Raw genomic sequence first — 23,505 nt, 5'->3', positions numbered from 1 at the left:
GTTGCAATATTACGACTTTACCGTGTAAACTAATGCGAAGTTACCAATCCACTCCCAATTGAGCGGCACTTCCTCGTAATGGCTTTCGTTTGAAATTACGCCAATAAAGCGCCCTTCCTCCTTTTCCACGATTTGCAAGTCATTTTTCAAACTGAGCTGTCTCCTGCTGTAATATTTGTACAACGCTTCTTTAGCACTCCAGTAAAGAGTCGCTTTTTCACGGTCAGAGCCAACTCTAGCGAGCTCTCCCTCATTCAGGAACTTTTTGGCAACGAGCAAAACCTTATTGTTCACCTCCTGCAAATCGATTCCAACATCGTGGTACGGATGCATGATCAGTGCCAGGTTCTGACCACAATGAGACAAACTCAACTCAATAGCCAGGTTTTGAAAATGCGGTTTTCCATTACTATCTCGCAACAAATAAGGTTCTTTTCCCAATAATTGCTTGATCGCAAAACGAGTTCCTAAAAATTCTCGCTTGCGATTTTCGTGGGTAATATTCTCAAACCGAATGCGCTCATCATCGCACATATCAATGTGTTCGAGAAGATAATCAATTGAAAAATTGACACTTACTACTGCAACATAATAGCTTGTTGACGGTTTAATCTCCCGGGAAAATTCGAAACCCATGAATTAGTTCTTATTTTTGCCAAAATTTAAAAATAACAGCATTTCATTATGGAAAAAACGCTGAACTACAAAGTAAAAGATATTTCCCTTGCCGCATGGGGAAGAAAAGAAATTGAATTGGCTGAAGCGGAAATGCCAGGTTTAATGTCGCTACGTGAAGAGTACGGCCCAGACAAACCTTTAAAAGGTGCGCGTATTGCAGGCTGTCTTCACATGACAATCCAAACTGCTGTATTGATTGAAACATTAGTAGAATTAGGAGCAGATGTAACCTGGTCATCATGTAATATTTTCTCAACTCAGGATCACGCAGCAGCAGCAATCGCTGAAGCGGGAGTTCCGGTTTTCGCATGGAAAGGAATGACTGCTGAGGAATTTGACTGGTGCATTGAACAAACGCTCAATGCATTTGAAGGTGGTAAAAAACTCAACATGATCCTCGATGATGGTGGTGATCTTACCAACATGGTTCTCGATGAGTATCCTGAGTTAGTAAAAGACATCAAAGGTCTTTCTGAAGAAACGACTACTGGTGTTCACCGCCTTTACGAACGCCAACGCAAAGGAACACTTCCTATGCCGGCTATCAACGTAAACGACTCGGTTACAAAGTCGAAATTTGACAATAAATACGGTTGTAGAGAATCTGCAGTTGATGCTATCCGCAGAGCAACTGACGTAATGCTTGCAGGTAAGGTAGCAGTTGTTGCTGGTTACGGTGACGTTGGTAAAGGTACTGCAGCGAGTTTAAGAGGTGCAGGATGCCGCGTAATCGTTACAGAAATCGATCCTATTTGTGCGCTACAGGCTGCAATGGACGGCTTTGAAGTGAAGAAAATGGAAAACGCTGTTCTCGAAGCTGATATCGTTGTTACTGCTACAGGTAACAAAGACATCATTACCGGAAAGTACTTCAAGAAAATGAAAGACAAGACAATCGTGTGCAACATCGGTCACTTTGATAATGAAATCGATGTAGCGTGGTTGACTGAAAATGCGAAGAAAGATACTATCAAGCCACAGGTTGATCTCTTCAACTTAGATGGTAAAGATATTATCCTACTCGCTGAAGGTCGTCTTGTAAACTTAGGTTGTGCTACTGGTCACCCATCATTTGTAATGAGTAACAGTTTCACCAACCAGGTACTCGCACAACTTGAACTTTGGGAACGCGGAGATCAATACGAAAACAAGGTTTACACACTTCCTAAACACCTCGATGAAAAAGTTGCTGAACTACACCTCAGCAAAATTGGTGTTGAACTGGAGAGATTGTCTGACGATCAGGCAGAATACATCGGTGTTAAACCAGAAGGCCCATACAAGCCAGAATACTACAGATATTAAGATTAGGTTCTTTTTGATCTCAAAGCCTCAACAGATTTCTGTTGGGGCTTTTTTATTGAAGCTTTCCCATGTAGCGAAGTCCTTCATTTCCCTGAACTCCCCCAGTGTGAACAGCCAGCACTTTTGAATTCTCAGGAATTTCATTCCCGATCAATTCACTCAAAGCAAACATCATTTTTCCGTTGTAGATATAATCGAGCTGAATTGCGTTTTCACTCTTAAATGTCTCTACAAAATCCTTCAATTCAGATGTTATTTTGGCGTATCCGCCAAGGTGAAAATCAGGAAAAATCAAATAATCATCTTTATACTCTTCAACTAGCTCCCAATCATAGAGCACCTGAAATAGTTTTTGGTTTAAATCTGCCTGCAACCCATCGTTCACGTTCAGAACCGGAATTCCAACGACTTTCGTTCTATCGGGATTGGGATTTCCAAGGATGAGTCCGGCCATCGTTGAGCAAGTACCGCACGGAACAATTACGTAATCGTACTCTTTGTCGATATCCTTCCATATTTCCTGGCAACCCTGAATTCCTTCGAAATTAGCTCCCCCTTCCGGAACATTGAAAAACGGACCGAATTCTTTCCTGAGATCTGACCGAAAAAACTTGCTGTCCTTTTCGCGATAAGCTGATCTCGATACAAAGTGAAGGTGCATTCCGCATTTTTCTGCGAATTGAAGAGTTGGATTGTTGGGATCGTACTCTCCACGAATAACGCCAATGGTCTTGAACCCAAATTCTTTTCCCGCTGCAGCAGTTGCAGCAATGTGATTGGAGAAAGCACCACCGTATGTGAGGATTTGGTAGTATCCTTTTTGATCAGCTTTTAGCACATTGTACTTGAGCTTTCGCCACTTATTCCCTGAAATTTGAGGATGGAGATTATCATCGCGAAGTAAATCAACCTCATAGCCGCCAGGTAACTTTACCTGCGAGATAGTTGATTTTTTATGCGGCCACTCCACGAAAAGCTCCTCTATTTTGAAATGACTTCTCTAAAAACTTCTAGAAAATATTCGTTTTCATCAGTTGTTCCGGTACTGATTCGCAAACATGATGGCAATCCAAAAGCCGGTAAGTGGCGAACGAAAACACCGCGTTTGAGGAGTTCGTCCTTTACCTCAACAGCACGTTCCTCCGATTCGAGGTCAATCATGATAAAATTAGCGAAGCTATCGGTTTGTTTGATGCCCAATTCATTCATCAGGTTTTTGAATTTTGGTAGCCACTCAGAGTTCAATGCAATCCCTGCTTTGAGGAATTCGTCATCTTCGAGAGCTCCAATGCCGGCTGCTTGGGTGAGATCTGACGGTTCAAATGTATTTCGAACTTTGTCGAGGGCATCGATTATTCGGCTCTGACCGATAGCATATCCCAAACGGACACCGGCCAAACCGTAAGCTTTCGAAAAAGTACGCAGCGTGAGCAGATTCTCCTTTTGCCAGCCGGATGTATCGGGATAATCAGATCGCAAATCTTTTGAGTACTCGAAGTACGCCTCGTCAACTACAACCAAAATATGATCAGGGATTTTTTCAAAAAAGCTCTTGAGATCATTTTCAGAAACCATTGTACCCGTTGGGTTATTGGCATTAGGGAGGTAGATAACTTTCGTTTTGTCCGTTATCCTGTTGATGATTTCATCGAGGTCGATTTGATAATCGGCTGTCAACGGAACTTTATTAACCGGAACGTTGTTGCTCAACGCCCAAATATAGACTGCAACAAAAGTTCCTTCGCTTGTGAGTAACTCTTCACCATCGTGGCAAAAAGCTTTTAGAATATTGTCGAGAATAGCTTCAGAACCATTCCCGACAACTACATTTTCCATATTGACATTATTGAGTTTCGCTAGTTTTTGACGAAGCTCAGTGCTCAATGGATCAGGATACGTGTTGACTCTTTTTATCGCTTCATTTACATGTTTTTGAGCCTTTTTTGAAACTCCAAGATTATTCTCATTATTCCAGAGAATTGCCGTTTTTGTAAATCCAAACTCGGCCCGGTAATCCTCAACAGATTTACCCGGATTATACGACTTGAGGTTGGCGATGTGCGAAGGTATGTCAATCATGATCCAAAAATTTCAATCGTTCCTAATCACTCAAACTCCAAAGAGGCTTTTTAGTTTAACGCTATTTGTAAGATGAGCATAATGTCAACAAGTGAACTATTCATTATTCAAAACTCCCGCTGCTAACCGGCATTTTGCGGTCTACTTTCTTCACGAGTCCCTGGAGTACTTTTCCCGGTCCAACTTCGATGAACTCACTCGCTCCGTCTTCCATCATCGCTTTAACGCTTTGTGTCCATTTAACCGGAGCTGTAAGTTGATCAATCAGGTTTTGTTTGATCTCCTCAGGACTTGAAACAGCCTTAGCAACTGCGTTTTGATACACCGGGCATTTTGGTTGGTTGAATGTTGTTTCGTTAATCGCTTTTTCGAGTTCAACACGAGCCGGTTCCATCAGCGGAGAGTGAAATGCACCGCCCACAGGTAAAACCATCGCTCTTTTAGCTCCGGCTTCTTTCAGCTTTTCGCAAGCGTCTTCAACTGCCTTAACACTTCCAGAAATCACGAGCTGACCTGGGCAATTGTAGTTTGCCGGAACAACAACACCATCAATCTCATTGCACACTTTTTCTACAACCTCATCTTCAAGACCGAGAATTGCAGCCATAGTTGAAGGCTCAGCTTCACAGGCTTTTTGCATTGCCATAGCACGTTTTGAAACTAGTTTTAATCCGTCCTCAAAGTTGAGTGTACCGTTTGCAACCAAAGCTGAAAACTCACCGAGTGAATGCCCAGCAACCATATCAGGATTGAAATCATCCATCAATTCTGCAAGGATAGTTGAATGTAAAAAGATAGCGGGCTGAGTAACTTTCGTTTCTTTGAGTTCTTCAGCACTTCCCTCAAACATCACTTTTGAAATCTCGAAACCGAGAATTTCATCTGCTTTTTTGAAAAGATCTTTTGCACGGTCAGATCCATCGTACATGTCTTTCCCCATGCCTGAAAACTGGGCACCCTGCCCCGGAAATACGTATGCTTTCATATCTAAATATTTGATTTCTTATTGTCAATTAGTTCCGGCCAAGCCGGAATGGAGCAAGTTAATCAAATCAACCAGCTCTTAAAATTCGAGCCAAAAATAAATGAATCGTAACACATCAGGCACTTCTCCTCCATTTGTATATTTGTTGGATAAAATTCATACTCCATGATCGTAGTTACAGGTGCCGCAGGATTTATTGCCAGCGTATTAGTTGGCCGACTCAATGAGCAGGGATACAAAAACATCGTTGTAGTCGATGATTTTTCGAACGATGAAAAGAACAAAAACCTCGAAAACAAGTCGATAACAGCTCGTGTTGATCGCGAGAATTTTGACAACTGGCTCAAGCGCAATGGAGAACACGTTGAATTTATCTTTCACCTGGGCGCCAGAACTGACACGGCTGAATTTGACAAAAGCATTTTTGACCATTTGAATGTGAACTATTCAAAGATGGTTTGGGAAAAATGCATTGAGTATGGAATTCCGCTCGTTTACGCCAGTAGCGCTGCAACATACGGTCTAGGAGAACACGGTTATGAAGACAAGGATGAGTTAGCTGAAAAACTAGAGCCTCTCAATCCTTACGGTGAATCGAAAAACGATTTTGATAAATGGGTTCTGAAACAAGACAAAAGGCCTCCATACTGGATAGGGATTAAGTTTTTCAATGTTTACGGACCCAATGAATACCACAAAAGCCGTATGGCCTCAGTTGTTTGGCACACTTTCAATCAGATCCAGAAAACGGGAAAAATGAAGCTTTTCAAGTCTCACAACCCCGATTTTAAAGATGGCGAGCAAAAACGCGATTTTGTGTATGTGAAAGATGTAGCAGATGTTCTCATTTTCCACATGGAGAACCGCATCAAGAGCGGGATTTACAACCTGGGGTCAGGAAAAGCTCGTACTTTCTACGATCTCGCTGCCAACACTTTTAAAGCGATGGACAAAGAGCCTGATATTTCATTCATCCCAACTCCTGAAGATATTCGCGATAAATACCAGTACTTCACTGAAGCAAAGATGGAAAAGACTCGCAAGAAAGGTTACGACAAACCCTTCCACACATTGGAGGAAGGGATTGAAGATTATGTCAAAAACTATTTGATTCCGGGTAAATACTTTTAGTCAATCAATATCAATTTACAATCAACCTTTTTGTTTCATTTACTTCACTTCCTGAAACGCGAATGAGGTAGATTCCGGCTGGCATATTATCGAGCTGAATTATTTCGCGGTTATCGCTAACTTTTTGTGATCTAACCATTGCTCCAAGTGTATTGAAAACCTCAACTCGAGAAGTACTCTTTTGGTCAACACTAAATTCAACCTTCACATAGTTCTCAGCCGGATTAGGATACAATTTAAACGAGCTGTTTTCGGTCAGATCGCGATCAGGGACAGAGTTATAGGCGATGCATCCTCTCTTCCAGCTTTCAAATTGTTTTTGTGTGAACCATTGTTTAATCGTTTGTACCTGATTATCGAGATCATTCATTTCGTGATATAATCCCGTTGAAGAGTTTTCAGCAACTGTAAATGCAAAATCCTTGTAGATTGTATCTCCCGGTTTAAATGTACCATGATAAGATGATGCAATTCCGGCATTATGACGCAAATGGTTTTCATTTGATATGGTTACGTCAGAAATGGGCGTCCAGCCGTTACTCAGATACGGACTTCCACTAAAGACAAATTTTGTTGGTACCCCAGATGCCTGAGAAGCATTCGTTGCCCTAAAGCTATTGGTAAAATATGAGCTTCGATTAGCTTTATACCCGTCCATGTAGTTAGCTTTTTCTTGTGGATTGTATGGGTAGCTCAATTTTGATGCTGTATCTCCATCTGTAACAGTAAACGAGGTATAATCATGACTTAAAGAAACCAGTGCAGTAGCCGGTGGATTTTGACCAAATCCATCTGAAAAATCCTGCCCTTCATCAAAATCGTCATGATTGACAGAGTAGATATACTGATCAACTGTATCAACTCCCATTAAGTCATCATTGAAACCACCAATTCCGCCATCTATAAACTGACTCGTTTTGAAATCTTCATAAGTGTTATTTCCTATGTTGACAATTGTGTATGAAATGAAATAAGTATTTGATAAAGCAGCGTTATTCACTGAGTCGTATCCATAAATCATGAGGTGACACTCCAAACCAACAGGGTCAATGGGTCTTTGATTTGACTTTCTAAGATCATTGAATATTGTGTAAACAGCCTGATCTCCTCTTATTTGAGGATAATCTCCCTTATCCGGCTCATAGATTCCATTATTATCAACATCAATGAATGGAGCTAAACATTGCGACTCACCTTCGTTAACCAATCCGTGTGCTGGCCAACTTTCTATATCTGTTGGTGTTTCGTAACCTGCACTATTGTGGTTCTGAATGTGATCTTCAATTTGAGCACGTGTCACCTTCCAGGTGATGAAATTTCTTTTGGAGTTTGAATCATTTTGAAAAGCGCCAGATTTAAAATTTGTACTATCAAGACGTAGTCGTACCTCAGAGCCAAACCCTCCTGAAACGAGTTCTTGCTGATTTGCAGTGTTGGTACCTTTTGCTGCAATTGATAAATTGTATGGTAATCCGCCATTTTTATAAAAATGTTGATTGCCTTGTTCATTGCGAGACATTGTACCTATGGTGCCATCTGGTAATACCGGTACTGAAAAATCACCGAGATCGTATTTCTTTATGGTTTCAAATTCTGAGTCGAGGTTGGCCATCATATAGCCTCCTCTAATACTTCTAACTATTTGGTTTCTCCATTCAAACATGGATTCATTATGATAGTAGTCCAAATCCATTTGATATTTTGAAATTGATTGTTCTGTTGAAGGATTCTTTATATCAAAGAAAGTTAATTTGGGTTCAGCCGGATTTTGACTGGTTCCAAACTTAATGTACCAGACCCTGTCTTTTGAATCAAGGAATATGTTAGATATAATTGAAAACCCATCGCGTATGTACTCAAACCCATTATTTGGTGTATATGAATGAAGTTCACCTTTATCATTTGTATATACAACTCTATTTTTATTGACAGCTATTCTTCTAATCTTACTCGTTGAACCATCATTCACGCCAATAATAACATCTTGCTCACCATTTTTGTATTTGTACAGTTTTTTATCTTCAAACCCCCAAATAGCATCATCAGGACCTGATGAATAGGAATATAGATTTCCTTCATTGAATACTAACTCAAGGCCATCTTCATTCAATAGATAAACTCCATTTTTACAGTTCACATAAATATTATCCCGGTCATCAAGGGAAAAATATGCGTAATTGGATAGGCATTTGTTTTTAAAGGCAACTCCAATTTGATCTCCATTTGGCTTTAAAATATAAATAGAGTCCAAACTGTTATAAATAAGAGCTATATCTCCATCTCTTTTAGCACATATCTGATTTATGTAATTCTGTTTGAGTCCATCTGCTGTATCATAAAATTCCCGATTGTTGGGAGTTTGAATAATAAAACCTTGATTAGTTGCTATTAAAAGGCTATCTCCACAAATTGAAAAGTCTCTTACTATGTCTCCAGGCATTTCATCAGGATATTCAAAAACTCTCCAGCCATTTTGAGCAGTGAGTATTACAGAAGATAGTATGAATGTAAGTATGATTATAAAGCGCATATCATTTGATTAGAATAGGTTGTGTAGATGATTGAGAACCGTTATCTACCTTAAGAAGATAAACACCAGAAGAAAGTGAGCTGAAATTGAAGTCTGTTCTTATATTTCCTATAGCTCCATCCTTAATTAACGTTCCCAAAGAATTAAATAATTGAAAACTAGCCTCTCTTTTTAATGATTTGATTTCTAAGGTAAAAACCCCTGCATTAGGATTAGGGTAGACTTTAAATGCTGATTCATCATCGATTGATCTACCTGGAATAGTAGAATTAACAAGCATACAACTGTGTTTCCAGTCATCAAACTGATAATTATTGTACCAGTTTTGAATATCCAGAACCTGAGAACGCAAATCCGCGACTTCACTGTAAAGCGTATTTCCAGTATTCTCGGCAATTGTAATTGCGTAATCGATTTCAACTGTATCTCCGGGGTTGAAATCTCCGTGGTTGATTCCGCCTACACTCCCATAAGAAAGAGGATATGAGTTATTCATGAAAGTAAAAGTACTATCGCGATAATGAGTCCACCCTGTATCTTGAACGGGGTCTCCAGTGAAAATAAATTTAGTAGTATCTCCGTAAGCCTGACTTGGGTTTACTGCTCTGTAGCTATTAGCATAGAAGGCAGCTCCATGATTTTTCTTCCCTTTTAAAAAGTTTACTGAAAACTCTTTATTGTAAGGTAATTCTGTTTGAGTGTTAGCAATTCCATCCCAACTTACAAATGAGTTAAGTTTCTTGTTTAATGGTATTATACCTAATGCTGGTGGATTACTTCCAAAACCTAACTGATCAAGGGCTGTATCATCAAAATCATCATTGTTGTAATAATAATAGAAGTTGTTCAATGTATCGCAACCGATAAAATCATCTGTAAAAGCTCCAACTCCACTTCTATTATTAATCCCTGTCAATAAATTTTCATAACTATTAAAACCAATATTTATCAGTCGATAGTTAACAAAAAACGTGTTTGACAGAACTGGGTCTGGATTGTCATAACCGTATATCATTAAGTGACCTTCAATCCCAACCGGATCTATTGGTCGCATAGGAGAATATCTCAAATCATTAAACACCGTATAAACAGCTTCATCACCTCTAATCTGCGGATAATCACCATCATTTGGATCATAAATTTCATCATTGTTCACATCAATAAACGGAGCTATACAGGTTGACTCACCTGCATTTGGATTGCCATGTGCAGGCCATTCAACTATATCCTCAGGAGCTTCATAAGATGATGAATTATAATTGGCAATATGATCATCAATTTGAGCTCTGGTCACTTTGAAAGTTCTGTAATTTCTATAGTGATTTAAGTCTGTTTGATTTGGCCCCGGGTTAAACCCGATAAAATAATCATCATTGTTGTAGTTATACCCTATAACATCAGAACCTGAAAAGTAATCAATACCTGTAGACCTACTCTCGCCCGAGACCCATAATTTATCTGAATACAGAATGCTCTTATCTTTGTAAGTGATTTTTCTGAAATCATCAGGTAAATAATAGCTTGTTCCAAAAGACCCTTCAGGGTAAACGGGAATATTAAAATCATTTAGGGTTAAGTAATCCATCGCATGAAACTTAACATCAGTTGTTGCTGTCATATAACCACCATCAAACACAGCTAAAACTTCATCTCCAAATGATTTTGTAAAGAGTGTATTACTTAAGTTATGAGACATTTTAAACCCTGATATTTGCTCTACTTCTTTTGATGTATCTGCCAGTGACAACCTATTGATTATAAAATCATCGGTAAACCAAATTCTATTTTGATCATCTATAGCAAACCTGTATATTCCTTTATCAGTTTTTCTAGATATAGATATTTCAGGGTTAGCCCCTGGTTTAAAAGAATAAAGATGATTGAACCGACTTTGAAAGATAATTTGCTCATTATTAGAAGTCCAATAGTATATTCTATTATTCACTAGACTATCTGGCACTTCTGTTGTGTCAATAATATTCCCATTACGAATCTTGTAAAATACTGAATCATCATTTTTGATAGCATAAACTGAGTTATCAGGTCCCTGTATCATATTTCTCATTCTGCGGCTACCAGATATTAAGTCAAGGACATCACCATTTGGAACGTAAACATAGCCGTCACAATTGGCATAGAAATAGCCATCGAGACCCGGAACTATTGTGATATTATCATCAGTACATTTACTCCACCAGCCACCAATTGCTACTTTTCTTTTTAATTGATGATTCTCATAAATGTGGAGAGAATCAGCATGGTCATACAGAACACATAATTCATTATTGGTGTTAGCTGTAACTCTCTTGAAGGATTCATTTTTATACCCATCATTACTATTGAAAAACTCTCGTGTATCTCTTGTTTGCACATAAAACCCCAATTCATCTGTAATAATAAGGCTATCTCCCTGGACAGAGTATTGAACAACAGTGGAATCGGGTAAATCATTGGGCGCCTGATAAACCCTCCATCCGCTTTGAGCTATTATAGAAGTTACACAAAAAAACAATCCGATTATAGTTACAAGTTGCTTGATCATCTTACGATTAGGGGTTTTGATTCTACTATTGATTCCGTTTTAACTCGAATTAAATAATACCCCGAATTTAATGAACTTAATTGAACCTGAACTCTTTTACCTGTTCGATATTCGGATCTGACCAGGGCTCCAACTGCATTGTATATTTCTATACGTGCTGGCTGAGATAACTCTTCCTGGAATTCAATATTAATCCTGCTCTCAGTTGGATTAGGATACAATTTAAATGAGCTGTTTTCGGTCAGATCGTGATCAGGGACTGAGTTGTAGGCATTGCAATCATACTCCCAGGGATCAAATTGTTGGTTGTTGTACCACTGCTGAATATCCTGAACCTGAGAACGCAAATCTCCAACCACTTCAAAGTTATCTACAGTTCCATCATTTTCAGCTAAAGTCAATGCCATGTCGATTTCTACAGTATCACCGCTGTTGAATTGAGGTATTGAAATGGCTCCCACACCTCTTTTAGTAGATGGAGAATTACCTTGATTCAATTCTGTCCAGCCTGTATTCGTAACCGGATCTCCTGAATACATAAACGAAGTTGGCTGACCCTGTAAATCTTCAGGTTCCTGGCCATTTTTATAGCGTCCATTTAATAGATGGTGATATTCTACCGCATTAAAAGGGGCTCCCCTCCAGTTAGTACCGAAAGAATAACTCCTGTAAGAGGTTAAATTATGATTTAAGTAGGCAACACCATATGCAGCTGGTAAACTATCAAATCCGTAAATTCCTTCATCATAATTGTCTCCATTGTAGAAATAAAAGAAGTTATTGTTAGTATCACAACCAGTATAATCATCAGCTGCGCTTCCTAAATTTGAGTCCATATTGTGACCAAATCTAAAATTAACATAATCCTTAGCCCCTCTGTTTACAATCCTGTAATTGAGAAATACAGTATTATTCAACTCAGGATCGTTAGACTCATAACTGTACAACATTACATGTCCTTCAACTCCCATTGGTTGCTCGCCTATAGTACTTCGTAGATAATTATCATTAAAAACTGCATACAGCGCTTCATCCCCTCTTATTTGAGGATACTCTCCCTGTTCAGGTTCGTAAATACCATTTTGATTAACATCAACAAAAGGAGCCATACAGGTTGCCTGTCCTCTTGCGACTGCTCCGTGAGCTGGCCAGCTATTTATACCGGCCGGTATTACATACCCTGGATCTGAATAATTTACAATATGGCTATCGATTTGAGCACTAGTTACCTTCCACGCTTTATGGTTTTTAAATACATCATAATTATTTGAATAAGGTCCTGAGTTAGTCCGCATTGACTCAATGTTCTGCCCTTCGTCAAGCCCAGGATGCAAATCACCTGCAAACCGAATAGATTGAGTAGAACTAACTTCTCCAGACATCCAGTTAGTGGCACTATAAAAAACTGCCTTACCTTTAAATTGATCATACCCATTTCTATAATCACTTATTGCACCCATACTACCATTAGGATTTAGTCTTAAGTTCATATTGTTAATAGAACTTATTTTTTCCTCTTCTAAAGTCAACCTTTCATCATAGCTTTCTAAATATCCGTTTTCACTACTTATAATTATGTATTGATCTAGCCATTTAGTCATATTTGATGGAGATACCAGCGTACCAGTATTCAAGGATGAAAGAGTTTTTTGGGAATCATCTAACTGCTCCAAAGCACCACCTCTTTCAACTAAAACAATTGATGAATCTGAATAGATGATAGTTTGATACTGAGTTCCTATAGAATAATTGTCATTTGGGTCTATATCCACAAAACCATTTTGGGAGTCAAACCTGTAAAAGTCATCATCTATTCCAACAGTCGTTTGAACTAAAACCCTATCTCCATCATCCAGTTTTTCAATTCCCTGTTTTGTATATTGACTTATTAAACTTCCATTTTTATACTCAAATAGGGTATCATTGTAAAAGCTGTATACATTATCTCCTCCCCTTGCTAAAGAGTTTATCCCTCTAAAAGTATAGAAAGCTGGGCCTACAGATATAAGCGAATCTCCTGACAATTTGAATAATTCATTAAAAGAAGAAACATAAAAAACATTATCGGCATCACTTTCTAAATCAAAAGCTGGACCTGAAAATGAGTTTTCAGTTTCTATAACACTAAAGCTCGTACCATCATAATATGAGATGAGTGATGATCCAAAATGATATGCAATGAATCTTCCGTCATCAGCAACTTCAATTTTATCTATGGTGTCAGAAGCTAGTCCATCGGCAGTTGTGAGGAGAGTCTGTTGTTGGGGAGTTTTTATGATAAGACCATCGATAGTACCTAACATTAGTGTGTCTCCTTTGGAGTCGATAGACAACACTGTATCATTAGGAAGGAAATTTGGTCCTGAACGGTGCTTCCATAATGACTGAGAAAAAAGAAATGATGAGCTTAATAAAATACTGATTGTGAGTAACGTGAACTTTTTCATAATATAAGTATTAATAGTTTAAAAGTCAGTAGAAACCTCCATAAGACTGGAGGAAATTTCACGCTACTCCTGACTCGATCGAATAAACTAACAGTGTAAATATAGGAATAAAAAAAGACGCATGTCAAATAAAAGGGTTATCGTTTCTTTTTAACAGTAAACACTTTACGCTACAACAGGGAGCTATAGCTGTTAAAAAAATATTTTTTGAGCTAGGCGATAAGTATTAGAATGGGCCTCAATAATTTTTGAGAGTTGCTTGCTGTAACCACCTCCCATCGACATACAAACCGGAAGGTTATTTTGATAACATGTATCTAAAACGATTTCATCTCTCTGCTTGCAACCGTTGATGGTCAGAGCCAGTCGTCCTAATTTATCATCGGCCAGTACATCAACACCTGATTGAAAGAATACGAAATCTGGATTCACAGCTTCAATTAGTTCAGGTAATTTATTTCTAAGTATTTCTAAATACTCTTTATCGCCTGTATTATCAGGTAGTTCGATATCGAGATCAGATTGTTCTTTCTTGAGTGGATAGTTCTTTTCACCGTGCATGCTGAATGTAAATACGCGGTCTTCATTTTCGAATATTTGAGCTGTGCCGTTTCCCTGATGCACATCGAGGTCTACCACTAGTATTTGATTGGCCAGGTTCTGACCGAGAAGATAATTTGAGCTAACAGCTATATCATTGAGTAAGCAAAAACCTTCACCTCTGTTCGTATAGGCATGATGCGTGCCTCCCGCTATGTTCATTGCCGCGCCATTTTCAAGTGCGTATTTTGCGGCTCTGACCGTACCCTCAGTAATGATTAATTCTCTGTCAACAAGTTCTTTTGACAGAGGGAATCCCGTTTTTCGTTCTTCCTTTCTCGATAATTTGAGGTTTTTTAGTTTGTCCCAGTACTCCTTGTCGTGCGTAGACAAGATAAGAGACTCATCAAGAGGTTCAGGCTGGAAAAAGTTCTCCTCTGTCACAGTTCCTTCGTAGAGAAGTTGTTGAGGTAAGAGTTCGTATTTTTCCATCGGGAAGCGATGGTTTTCAGGGAGTGGATGCTTGTAAATTTTACTCCAGGCTATTTTAAGCATTATCGATCTGTCCGTTCGTCCTTGCCATTAATTGCTTCAAAAACTGATGTCACTATAGACAATACAAGACTGAATAGCAAGGCCCACCAGAAATTATCGACATAAAATCCGCTGAGGAAATAATCAACTAAGAGAATGAGAAGCGCATTGATAACAAAAAGGAAAAGACCAAGTGACAACACAGTTACAGGAAGTGTGAGTACCACTAGTATTGGCCGTAAGAAAGCATTTAAAAAGGCGAGGATTAATGCCACTGCAATTCCTGTGAAGTAGTCATCTATTTCAACACCTGGAAGAACCCATCCGGCAACCATAACGGCCAGCGAGGAAATGATTATTTTAAATAGAAATTTCATATTGGTAATTTAGAGACTGAACAGCTATTTTGTGCAACTGTTTATTTTTCCCGCTCTAAATTAAAAAAATAGCTCAGGGTAACCCCCATCGTGGATCGCATTCTAAAACCATTATTCGTTACACGGTCAGATCCTGTGGTACGCGAAGTAGTTGTGGCTCCGCTAATAGGGTCGTTAATCGTCACGACTTCGTAATCACCGCCAGTTCTACTCGCGATAAAGCCCCATTGGTACTCAGCACCTAAAGAGAGTCTCTTGGCAATAAAATAGTTAAATCCAATAGTTAGGTTTGCACCAAATGTAAATCCGCCCGGATTGTTGTACGTCCTTTGAAAAGAGGCAGTACCGGTTGTATCGATCATTTGATCGTTAACCTCAATATCTTCACTACCTACCGTTCCTATTGTAACACCTAAACCGGCATATGGGTCAAGTCTGTTCGTTCCTTTGAAGTGATATTCAATACCGGGAGCAAAAAAGAAATCTGTTCGTTTGTAAGTTGAATCAAATTGATTCTCTGCAGCGCCAACACTGTCAACTCTAGAATTCTCAATATTGAACGAGTTCAACCCAAAACCGGCCGATATCGCCCACCTGTCATCAATAAACTTTCTTACTCTGATAGCAGGATTACCATTGATATCTTCCATGCTCTGCAGGCTGATATTATCAATCAGCCCTGATACATTGAAGCTAACGCCCCAGTCTTTTGGTTGATACTTATAATTGATTTCTTCCTGGTTTTTCTCCTGTGCAAAAGCAGCGAGTCCAATAAGAGAAAGGAGTAATAGTGCAATTGATATTTTCTTCTTCATGACAGGTTTTAAGAATGAAAGTTTGAGTTGTTAACGGCTCTGACCGAAATTTATTTTAACATTTTTTATTTAGCTGTATTTTGAAGCATGGGTACAAAGCTAAAATCGCCATAATCCTCTGTTTTTGTGGAACCATCTTTATTCTTGATGATACGGAGCATTTTTTGTGTATCTCCATCTCCAACCGGAATTACAGCTTTTCCTCCCGGCTTTAATTGATCGATTAACGCTTCTGGAACATATGGAGCGCCACAAGTTACAATTACTCCATCAAAAGGAGCGTAAGAGGGGAGTCCCTTAAATCCATCACCGTAAAACATGCGTGGTCGATAACCAAGAGCTGGAAGCACATCTTTAGCTTTATCATAGAGTAGTTTTTGTCTTTCAACTGTAAATACTTTAGCGCCCATAGCTAATAAAACCGCAGCCTGATAACCAGATCCTGTACCAATTTCGAGAATTTTATCACGCTTTTTCACTTCTAACAAAGCACTCTGTATAGCTACTGTAAACGGTTGTGAAATTGTTTGACCAGCTCCAATTTTGAAAGCAGTATTTTCATAAGCGAACTTTTGATCAAAGACGCTATCAAAAAAGATGTGCCTTGGAACCTCCATCATAGCTGTTAAAACACGATTATCTTCAACACCGTGATCCTTCATCAACTTCCCCACCTTATCGATGAGTCGCTTCCTGGCGCCTTTGAATTTCAACGAATCTTCCCTCAACATTTGGATCTGATTTAAACAATTAACACTGTGGATTGAAAAACAATAAACAAAAACAATTGAGCCAACAAAAGTCAGCGCTATTTTTGTAGAAAACGAAAGTAATGCTAAAAGTAGGAGTATTAGGTGCCGGACATTTGGGAAAAATCCACCTCAAGCTGTTAAAAGAGTTGACTGATGAGTTTGAACTTGTTGGTTTTTACGATCCTAACGCTGATAATGCCCAAAATGCAGAGAAGGAATTTGGTGTTGAAGCTTTTTCCACTATTGAAGGATTAATCGAAAAAGTTGATGTTGTTGATATTGTAACGCCAACACTGTCACATTTCGATTGTGCTAATATGGCAATTCGCAACGGAAAGCATATTTTCATTGAAAAGCCGGTTACTAATACAGTAGAAGAAGCCAAGAAGTTAATTGCTCTCAATCACGAGGCCAATGTAAAAATACAGGTTGGTCACGTTGAGCGCTTCAATCCGGCATTTAAAACCGCACGCTCTTCCATTACACAACCCATGTTTATTGAAACTCATCGTCTAGCTCAATTTAACCCTCGCGGAACTGATGTATCGGTTATTTTGGATCTTATGATTCACGACCTCGATATTGTATTGAGCATGGTCAATTCTGGGATCAAAAAAATTAGCGCAAGTGGGGTTGCTGTAGTCAGTGACAATCCTGACATCTGCAATGCTCGTATCGAATTTGATAACGGATGTGTGGCCAATCTTACAGCGAGTCGTATTTCGATGAAGAACATGCGTAAAACACGTATTTTCCAACGCGATGCTTACATCTCAGTTGATTTCCTCGATAAAGATGTTGAAATTGTCAAGCTTCACACCGTAGAGGGTGAACCTGATCCTCTAGCTGTCACAATTGATCCTGGCAACGGCAAAAAACCTAAGGAAATCGAATTCAATCAGCCAAAGGTTGAGCCTCATAACGCCATTAAAGAGGAGTTGAGAAGTTTTGCCAAAGCTATTGGTCAGAACCAGCAACCAGAGGTCACCCTCGAAGATGGTTACAAAGCGCTTGAGGTGGCTCACCAAATTCTCAATAAGTTAAAAGTTACTCCTAACTTGATTGAGGAATAAAGATTAAAATATTTCAAATAAAAAAGGGAGCAGCTGCTCCCTTTTTTTATTGATAACCACTTGGTATTATTCTACGATAAGAGTGTGGTGACCTATAGAACCTTTTCGGTTCTGAATGTTAAGTATATAAACACCGCTACTGAGATCTGAAGCATTGAAGTTATATACTTGTTTTCCATTTACATCTCCAAGGTTCTCCATCATTACAACTCTCCCCTGCATATCCGTTATTTCAATGGATACATTCATCCTTTCTGTTAAATCAAGTGCTATATTCACCTGGCTTGAAGCAGGGTTAGGATAAACCTTAAGATCGTTTATCTCTTTGAGGTTTCCAACACTATTCACCTGATCAGGGCTAACAGTAAATGTTTGAGTAATTGAATCAGATCCACAGATATTAGAAACAACCTGCGTTACTGTGTAAGTTCCTTCTTCACCTGGATAGACATGGATAGGGTTCTCATTTGAAGAGGATGATCCATCTCCAAACTCCCACAATATATCAGTACCGTTATTAGAGGTATCAGTAAAGGAAACTGTAACAAAGTTTACTTCACCAGTAAAACCAGCTTCTGGATCATCGTAAATAGTAGCGTAAACAGTATCACTCGAAACACACTTCCCTGTTGGGTCTGTTACTTGCACCCAATAAGACCCTGTTTCTGTGATATTAAGGAAGCTTGTACTAGCTCCGGTACTCCACTGGTAACTACCCTGAACATTTCCACTAACCGTAGTACCGCCATCTACTGTACAGCCATTTACTGAATCAGCAAGGTTTACAGGTGTTTCCTCGATTACATTAAAGTCTGCTACCTGAATACATCCAGTCGAAATATCTTCTGTTGTAACAGAGTACTGTCCTGCAGTTTCTATCTCGAGAAATGTCTTAGATGAACCATCACTCCACATGTGATCTGAAAAGCTCAAACCTGTATTAATCGTGTCTCGCTCTCCCTGGCACAACACAAATTGTCCTGGAATATCTAAATCACCATAGCTTGGGCGTACAAACCTCATGGTATCATTTCCTGGTAATTGGTCCTGTGATCCATTAGGATTGGATGCCCAAACCTTTAATTCTTCACCTTGATTTAAAGATGACACATCACCAATAAAAATTGAGTCTGAAGTTCCTCCGAAAGGCGCTAGTTGACCATTCCAAACAATAGTATTTTGTTGAATACCATCAACACTCCAATCAATATCTGCACTTGTCAATGTATCACCCCCATCATTAACAAGCTGAACATATAAGTTATCATTTGAGCAGTCTGGAGCGGAAGGACTTAAAATTTCAGCTATACCGGCATCGTCACCTGCAGGTTGATAAATTAAACCTCCTACCAATTCTCTATCTGAAAAAGAAGGAGTTGGCAATCCTCCACCAAAACCTATACCTGTACCCGTCTCTATGGTAACAATTCCATCAGTAAACGATGAAGGAAGTGCAGCGGTATTATTGTGATATCTTATTGCTGTATTACTGGCTGACCCTATCCAAACACCATAGGTCCCTGGTTGAAGTAGATATGGAGAATTGAAGTATGCAGTATCAACATCACCTGTTGTAGCTGTTACGACAGGCTGTGGAGACATTATTTGCGTCCAACCGGGTGCTGTAATATTTGGGGTACCGGAAGTATCTGTTGGAGAAATCCATACTTCAATATCATTTGTACCTGAGTACATTGCTGAAAAAAAAGCGGTTATTTGTATAACCTGATTGGTCTTAAGGTTAAACTTAATCCCATCTTGCCCATTATTCTCTGTTAATGGAGGTATAGTAGAGACTGTATTTTGGGAAACTAAACTTCCGCTAAACACACATAAAAGAATAAATGACAAAAAACTTAATTTATACTTTGAAACCATAAAACATATATTTTCAACGTATTAATTATACGTTCAAAATTAACACAAATATTAGAAAACAAAAAAGGCGCACCAATGGTGCGCCTTTAACATAGATATAAAAGTAGTTCTATTTAGTCACAGATAATTTTGTGACATCAACAATTCCGTCATCGTCATAAGTTTTAACGATGTAAATACCACCGTTAAGATCAGATATATTGACATCAACTCTAGACTTCCATCTCACAGTTTTAGTCAATTTACCAGTCACATCATAAATCTCTGATGTGAGGTTCTTATTACTAGTTGAGTTAATGCTGAAGTTATTAGAGGTTGGATTAGGGAAAACTGCAACTTCATCTTCACCATTAAGATCAGTAATACCCGTGGTTTCATCAGCAGTAACTGTCTTAGTCAAAGTATCAGTTCCACAGTTATTAGAAACAACCATTGTAATATCAAAAGTACCTCCTGGATAATCGTAGACATGAACTGGATTTGGATCAGTAGAGGTAGAACCGTCACCGAAATCCCAATAATAAGAAGAAGCGAACTCTGAACTGTCATTAAAACTTACAGTAATATAATTAACAGTTTCACCAAAATTAGCAACCGGACTATCAAAAATGTCAACTTGAGCTGAATCGCTTGATGTACATTTACCTGTTGGTTCAGTTACTGAAACGGAATACATTCCTGACTGTGTAACATTAAGGAAACTAGTTGATGCGCCAGTACTCCAACTATAAGATCCAGGTACATTTCCGGTTAAAACAGCACCTCCATCTTCAACACAACCAATAACTGTAGTATCAGGTAAGTTTACTACTGCTTCTTCTGTAACAAAGAATGTCTCTTCCTGAACGCATCCAGTTGCAACATCTTCAACAGTAACATCATAAATACCAGCAGTTTCAATGTTGATAAATCTCGATGTTTTACCATTACTCCATTGATGATCACCAAAGTATACTTCTGTATCTATAGTCTCTTCAGATCCTTCACATAGGACAATATTAGTATTGAGATCGATTTCATCATAAGTAGGAATAACATGTATTAAGGTGTCATTATTGCTAAGTAAGTCTGGTTGACCATTAGGCATACTAGTCCAAATCTTAATAGTATCACCCATGTTCCAGTTATAGTTCCCAATAAATACAGGATCAGAAACTCCTCCAGCTTCTTCAACTTGTCCACTCCACAATACAGTATTTTGTTGAACACCATTCACACTCCAATCAATCGAAGCATTATATAGAGTATCAGAACCCAGATTATTCAACCTAACAACTAACTTTTCATTCAAACAATCAGGTACATTAGGTGTATCAATCATCGTTACACCTGCATCATCTGGAATAGCTTCAATAACTTCAATTTCTCGAAAGTTAGGGTTTGAAGTTTGACCTGATCCAGTCATTTGAAATGCCGTAATTCTAACTCTGTCAGATACAATAGCAGGAAATGTAACAGTATTTACACATTGCATTGGTAAATTCGAAAAAGTTGTATGATTAACCCAATTCGAACCATCCCAATATTGGATAAGTCCGCCTGTTAAGAACCTGGCATTATTTTGAGCATGATGTATAATAAATTCGTCAAAAACACGAACTGTTGGCCAATCAAACCTCAACCAGTCTACTCCAGGTGTAGAACTTGGTGGGGATGATGTACTAATCCACATTTCCTGTGTACCGCAATTTCCAAGATTGAGATCATTTAAAGTTGAGCATGGGCCAGTATTACAAGTACTAGCGCTAGCCGTTGCCTGTGGGGCAATGTTAGATTGTGAGTATCCGAAAAAGGCCAAGACACTCATACTTACTGAAAGTAAAAATTTCTTCATAGTCAGCAATTTATTATTTATTTAACAGTGCAACAATTTAATTATTTTTTACTAAACAGATCAAAAAAAAATTAAATTCTTTTACTTACTTACAGAGTGGTATAACTGAAAAAGCCATGCAACAAAGAAGTAGCATGGCTTTTCAAAATGGTTAAAAGATATTTATTTAACAATGAACTTATAGTTCGAAGAAGATGTAGCGTTATCTAGTTTTAAAGTATATATCCCAGGAGAAAAGTTTGACACATCAAACATTATTCTATCACCTGCCTGTATATTTTTAGTTTCTGTGTATACTACTTTTCCAGTTATATCAATCATTGTTACATCTAATGTACCAAAGGACTGTGATGAGTATAAATTGAGGTTACTAGAAGTAGGGTTTGGATAGATGGAAACCTCTTCATTATTCACATTTTCATAAACTGATGTTGAAGTAATATTAAAGCTCTGATAGATTGTATCAGTTCCACAGAAGTTATCAACTGCCTGCATTACATCATATTCTCCTTCACTAGAGTAAATATGAACAGGGTTTTGACTTGTTGAAGTAGATCCATCTCCAAAATCCCAATAGTAAGTCTCAGAATAAAGGGATGTATCAGTAAAGGTCATAGTTAAAAATGCTCTATCACCAATAAAACCAGCGACTGGGTCTTCAAATACTTCTATTTCAACAGAGTCAATTGAGGTACATTTTCCAGTTGGGTCAGTAACGGAAACTGAATACGTACCAGATTCAGTAACATTAATAAAACTTGTACTGGCACCGGTACTCCAATCATAATCACCCGGGACATTTCCAGTGAGAGAAACTCCTCCGTCTACAACACAACCTTTTATAATTGTATCTGGTAAATTAACAGGACTCTCTTCAACAACATTGAAACTAGCTTCCTGAACACATCCAGTAGAAACATCCTCAGTTGTAACAGCGTATTGTCCAGCCGAAACAATTTCTAAGAATGTCTTTTTGCTACCATCACTCCATGTGTGATCTGAAAAGGTCAATCCCGTGCTTATGGTATCAACTTCATTCTCACACAGTAAAAACTGACCAGGAACATTTAACTCTCCATAAACAGGATGTACATATCTCATTGTATCATTTGAAGGGAATTGATCAGTCGTATCATTAGGGTTTGAAGCCCAAACTTTTAACTCTTCACCTTGATTTAAAGAAGATGCATTTCCAACAAAAATTGAGTCTGAAACATCTCCAAATGGTGACAACTGACCACTCCATGGAACTGTATTTTGTTGAACTCCATTAATACTCCAATCAATATCTGCACTGTACAATGTATCACTCCCGTCATTAACAAGCTGAATGTACAGGTCATCATTAGAGCAATCCGGAGCTGCAGGACTCAATATACTTTCAACTCCAACATTTTGTGGACTCAAAACTACGAGTGAAAAATCCGCAGCAGAACCCCAAGTTTCGGCTGTACATGGACCTGGAGTACTACTAGAACTATACTCTGCCCTTACTCGCATATTATAAGTTCCAGGAGTAGTTGTCATTGGCACTGGAAATGAGCCTGTTGAAGCTGGAGTTGTTGAACCAAAATCGTAAACCCTCTCAGATGGATCATCATAAACACCATTGTTATCCCAATCCACCCATATTCTAAAAGTGTTTGACCATGGTGTAGTGTAAGAAGCATTGAAATTGCAAGTATTTCCTACAATAATACTCACGCTTTGTGTTGCTGTGAGGTCTTCAAACCCACCTGAAGGATAACTTGGTGGGTTATAATTAATATTCGTCAAACCATTAGTTGTGACAAATGAAGTGATTTGCTCTGAGGTACTGCTGTAAGTTGGCAAGCAGTACTGAGCATTAGCTTGAAATGCAAAGAGCACAAAAGCCAATGCTATTATTTTTGATATTAGTTTATTCATGATAATAAAGTTTTGTTTGTATCAAATATCAGTGTGAAGTTTATACTAAAGGAGTGGACAATCCACTCCTCTTAATTACTTCACTACTAGTCTTGAA

Annotated in this window: 17 protein-coding genes; 3 read left to right on the top strand and 14 right to left on the bottom strand. The window is 38.5% G+C overall.

Annotated features, from left to right (window positions below):
* Positions 1-9 precede the first annotated feature (9 nt).
* The gene (locus F3059_RS13405) at positions 10-636 is read right to left on the bottom strand and encodes a 4'-phosphopantetheinyl transferase family protein (protein ID WP_151170145.1); all 627 of its coding nucleotides are present in this window, start codon (positions 634-636) and stop codon (positions 10-12) included.
* Positions 637-684: 48 nt separating this feature from the next.
* On the opposite strand from F3059_RS13405, the gene ahcY reads away from it, so the two are divergent.
* Positions 685-1,983: an adenosylhomocysteinase gene (gene ahcY, locus F3059_RS13400; protein WP_151170143.1), complete on the top strand. Its 1,299-nt coding sequence runs from the start codon at positions 685-687 to the stop codon at positions 1,981-1,983.
* Between the two features lie 52 nt (positions 1,984-2,035).
* On the opposite strand, the gene F3059_RS13395 is transcribed toward ahcY, so the two are convergent.
* The 3 genes from F3059_RS13395 to fabD all read right to left on the bottom strand — a co-directional run bounded on the left by F3059_RS13395 (position 2,036) and on the right by fabD (position 5,047).
* Complete coding sequence (locus F3059_RS13395) at positions 2,036-2,953, bottom strand: 1-aminocyclopropane-1-carboxylate deaminase/D-cysteine desulfhydrase (RefSeq protein ID WP_170265188.1); 918 nt, start codon at positions 2,951-2,953, stop codon at positions 2,036-2,038.
* Positions 2,954-2,964: 11 nt separating this feature from the next.
* Complete coding sequence (gene hisC, locus F3059_RS13390; RefSeq protein ID WP_223274622.1) at positions 2,965-4,062, bottom strand: histidinol-phosphate transaminase; 1,098 nt, start codon at positions 4,060-4,062, stop codon at positions 2,965-2,967.
* A 103-nt stretch (positions 4,063-4,165) separates the two neighbouring features.
* The gene (fabD, locus tag F3059_RS13385; RefSeq protein ID WP_151170137.1) at positions 4,166-5,047 is read right to left on the bottom strand and encodes an ACP S-malonyltransferase; all 882 of its coding nucleotides are present in this window, start codon (positions 5,045-5,047) and stop codon (positions 4,166-4,168) included.
* A gap of 165 nt (positions 5,048-5,212) precedes the next feature.
* On the opposite strand from fabD, the gene rfaD reads away from it, so the two are divergent.
* On the top strand, positions 5,213-6,178 hold the full coding sequence (gene rfaD, locus F3059_RS13380) for an ADP-glyceromanno-heptose 6-epimerase (RefSeq protein ID WP_151170135.1): 966 nt from the start codon (positions 5,213-5,215) through the stop codon (positions 6,176-6,178).
* Between the two features lie 10 nt (positions 6,179-6,188).
* Here rfaD and F3059_RS13375 read toward each other — a convergent pair whose 3' ends face one another.
* The 7 genes from F3059_RS13375 to F3059_RS13345 all read right to left on the bottom strand — a co-directional run bounded on the left by F3059_RS13375 (position 6,189) and on the right by F3059_RS13345 (position 16,694).
* On the bottom strand, positions 6,189-8,708 hold the full coding sequence (locus F3059_RS13375) for a T9SS type A sorting domain-containing protein (protein WP_151170133.1): 2,520 nt from the start codon (positions 8,706-8,708) through the stop codon (positions 6,189-6,191).
* Position 8,709: 1 nt separating this feature from the next.
* Positions 8,710-11,250 (bottom strand): T9SS type A sorting domain-containing protein, encoded by a 2,541-nt coding sequence (locus tag F3059_RS13370; RefSeq protein WP_151170132.1) that lies wholly within the window; start codon positions 11,248-11,250, stop codon positions 8,710-8,712.
* Positions 11,247-13,697, bottom strand: a complete 2,451-nt coding sequence (locus F3059_RS13365; RefSeq protein WP_151170130.1) for a T9SS type A sorting domain-containing protein — start codon at positions 13,695-13,697, stop codon at positions 11,247-11,249. Before F3059_RS13365 ends, F3059_RS13370 begins: the two co-directional genes overlap by 4 nt.
* 192 nt (positions 13,698-13,889) lie before the next feature.
* Positions 13,890-14,792, bottom strand: a complete 903-nt coding sequence (locus F3059_RS13360; protein WP_151170127.1) for a histone deacetylase family protein — start codon at positions 14,790-14,792, stop codon at positions 13,890-13,892.
* Entirely contained in the window at positions 14,792-15,148 is a 357-nt protein-coding gene (locus F3059_RS13355; RefSeq protein ID WP_151170125.1) for a phage holin family protein, read from the bottom strand. The genes F3059_RS13360 and F3059_RS13355 overlap by 1 nt, the downstream gene beginning before the upstream one ends.
* Positions 15,149-15,189: 41 nt before the next feature.
* Positions 15,190-15,963, bottom strand: a complete 774-nt coding sequence (locus F3059_RS13350) for an outer membrane beta-barrel protein (protein WP_151170123.1) — start codon at positions 15,961-15,963, stop codon at positions 15,190-15,192.
* Between the two features lie 65 nt (positions 15,964-16,028).
* Positions 16,029-16,694: a protein-L-isoaspartate(D-aspartate) O-methyltransferase gene (locus F3059_RS13345; protein WP_151170121.1), complete on the bottom strand. Its 666-nt coding sequence runs from the start codon at positions 16,692-16,694 to the stop codon at positions 16,029-16,031.
* A gap of 101 nt (positions 16,695-16,795) precedes the next feature.
* On the opposite strand from F3059_RS13345, the gene F3059_RS13340 reads away from it, so the two are divergent.
* Positions 16,796-17,788: a Gfo/Idh/MocA family protein gene (locus tag F3059_RS13340; RefSeq protein ID WP_151170119.1), complete on the top strand. Its 993-nt coding sequence runs from the start codon at positions 16,796-16,798 to the stop codon at positions 17,786-17,788.
* 66 nt (positions 17,789-17,854) lie between these two features.
* Here F3059_RS13340 and F3059_RS13335 read toward each other — a convergent pair whose 3' ends face one another.
* From F3059_RS13335 to F3059_RS13325, 3 genes are all read right to left on the bottom strand, one after another.
* Complete coding sequence (locus F3059_RS13335) at positions 17,855-19,483, bottom strand: T9SS type A sorting domain-containing protein (protein ID WP_170265187.1); 1,629 nt, start codon at positions 19,481-19,483, stop codon at positions 17,855-17,857.
* A gap of 292 nt (positions 19,484-19,775) precedes the next feature.
* On the bottom strand, positions 19,776-21,500 hold the full coding sequence (locus F3059_RS13330; RefSeq protein WP_151170115.1) for a T9SS type A sorting domain-containing protein: 1,725 nt from the start codon (positions 21,498-21,500) through the stop codon (positions 19,776-19,778).
* A gap of 162 nt (positions 21,501-21,662) precedes the next feature.
* Positions 21,663-23,408 carry a GEVED domain-containing protein gene (locus tag F3059_RS13325; protein ID WP_151170113.1) on the bottom strand — a complete coding sequence of 582 codons (1,746 nt, stop codon included), beginning with the start codon at positions 23,406-23,408 and terminating at the stop codon, positions 21,663-21,665.
* Between the last annotated feature and the right edge of the window lie 97 nt (positions 23,409-23,505).

The sequence above is a fragment of the Salibacter halophilus genome (genome assembly GCF_008806325.1).
GTDB lineage: Bacteria > Bacteroidota > Bacteroidia > Flavobacteriales_G > Salibacteraceae > Salibacter > Salibacter halophilus.
This window is presented reverse-complemented; position numbering and strand designations above follow the sequence as displayed.

Bases quoted from the DNA above. Each gene is read 5' to 3' on its own strand.
- F3059_RS13405 (WP_151170145.1), bottom strand. From the start codon at position 636: ATGGGTTTCGAATTTTCCCGGGAGATTAAACCGTCAACAAGCTATTAT.
- ahcY (WP_151170143.1), top strand. From the start codon at position 685: ATGGAAAAAACGCTGAACTACAAAGTAAAAGATATTTCCCTTGCCGCA.
- hisC (WP_223274622.1), bottom strand. From the start codon at position 4,062: ATGATTGACATACCTTCGCACATCGCCAACCTCAAGTCGTATAATCCG.
- fabD (WP_151170137.1), bottom strand. From the start codon at position 5,047: ATGAAAGCATACGTATTTCCGGGGCAGGGTGCCCAGTTTTCAGGCATG.
- rfaD (WP_151170135.1), top strand. From the start codon at position 5,213: ATGATCGTAGTTACAGGTGCCGCAGGATTTATTGCCAGCGTATTAGTT.
- F3059_RS13375 (WP_151170133.1), bottom strand. From the start codon at position 8,708: ATGCGCTTTATAATCATACTTACATTCATACTATCTTCTGTAATACTC.
- F3059_RS13370 (WP_151170132.1), bottom strand. From the start codon at position 11,250: ATGATCAAGCAACTTGTAACTATAATCGGATTGTTTTTTTGTGTAACT.
- F3059_RS13365 (WP_151170130.1), bottom strand. From the start codon at position 13,697: ATGAAAAAGTTCACGTTACTCACAATCAGTATTTTATTAAGCTCATCA.
- F3059_RS13360 (WP_151170127.1), bottom strand. From the start codon at position 14,792: ATGCTTAAAATAGCCTGGAGTAAAATTTACAAGCATCCACTCCCTGAA.
- F3059_RS13355 (WP_151170125.1), bottom strand. From the start codon at position 15,148: ATGAAATTTCTATTTAAAATAATCATTTCCTCGCTGGCCGTTATGGTT.
- F3059_RS13350 (WP_151170123.1), bottom strand. From the start codon at position 15,963: ATGAAGAAGAAAATATCAATTGCACTATTACTCCTTTCTCTTATTGGA.
- F3059_RS13345 (WP_151170121.1), bottom strand. From the start codon at position 16,694: ATGTTGAGGGAAGATTCGTTGAAATTCAAAGGCGCCAGGAAGCGACTC.
- F3059_RS13340 (WP_151170119.1), top strand. From the start codon at position 16,796: ATGCTAAAAGTAGGAGTATTAGGTGCCGGACATTTGGGAAAAATCCAC.
- F3059_RS13335 (WP_170265187.1), bottom strand. From the start codon at position 19,483: ATGTACTCAGGTACAAATGATATTGAAGTATGGATTTCTCCAACAGAT.
- F3059_RS13330 (WP_151170115.1), bottom strand. From the start codon at position 21,500: ATGAAGAAATTTTTACTTTCAGTAAGTATGAGTGTCTTGGCCTTTTTC.
- F3059_RS13325 (WP_151170113.1), bottom strand. From the start codon at position 23,408: ATGAATAAACTAATATCAAAAATAATAGCATTGGCTTTTGTGCTCTTT.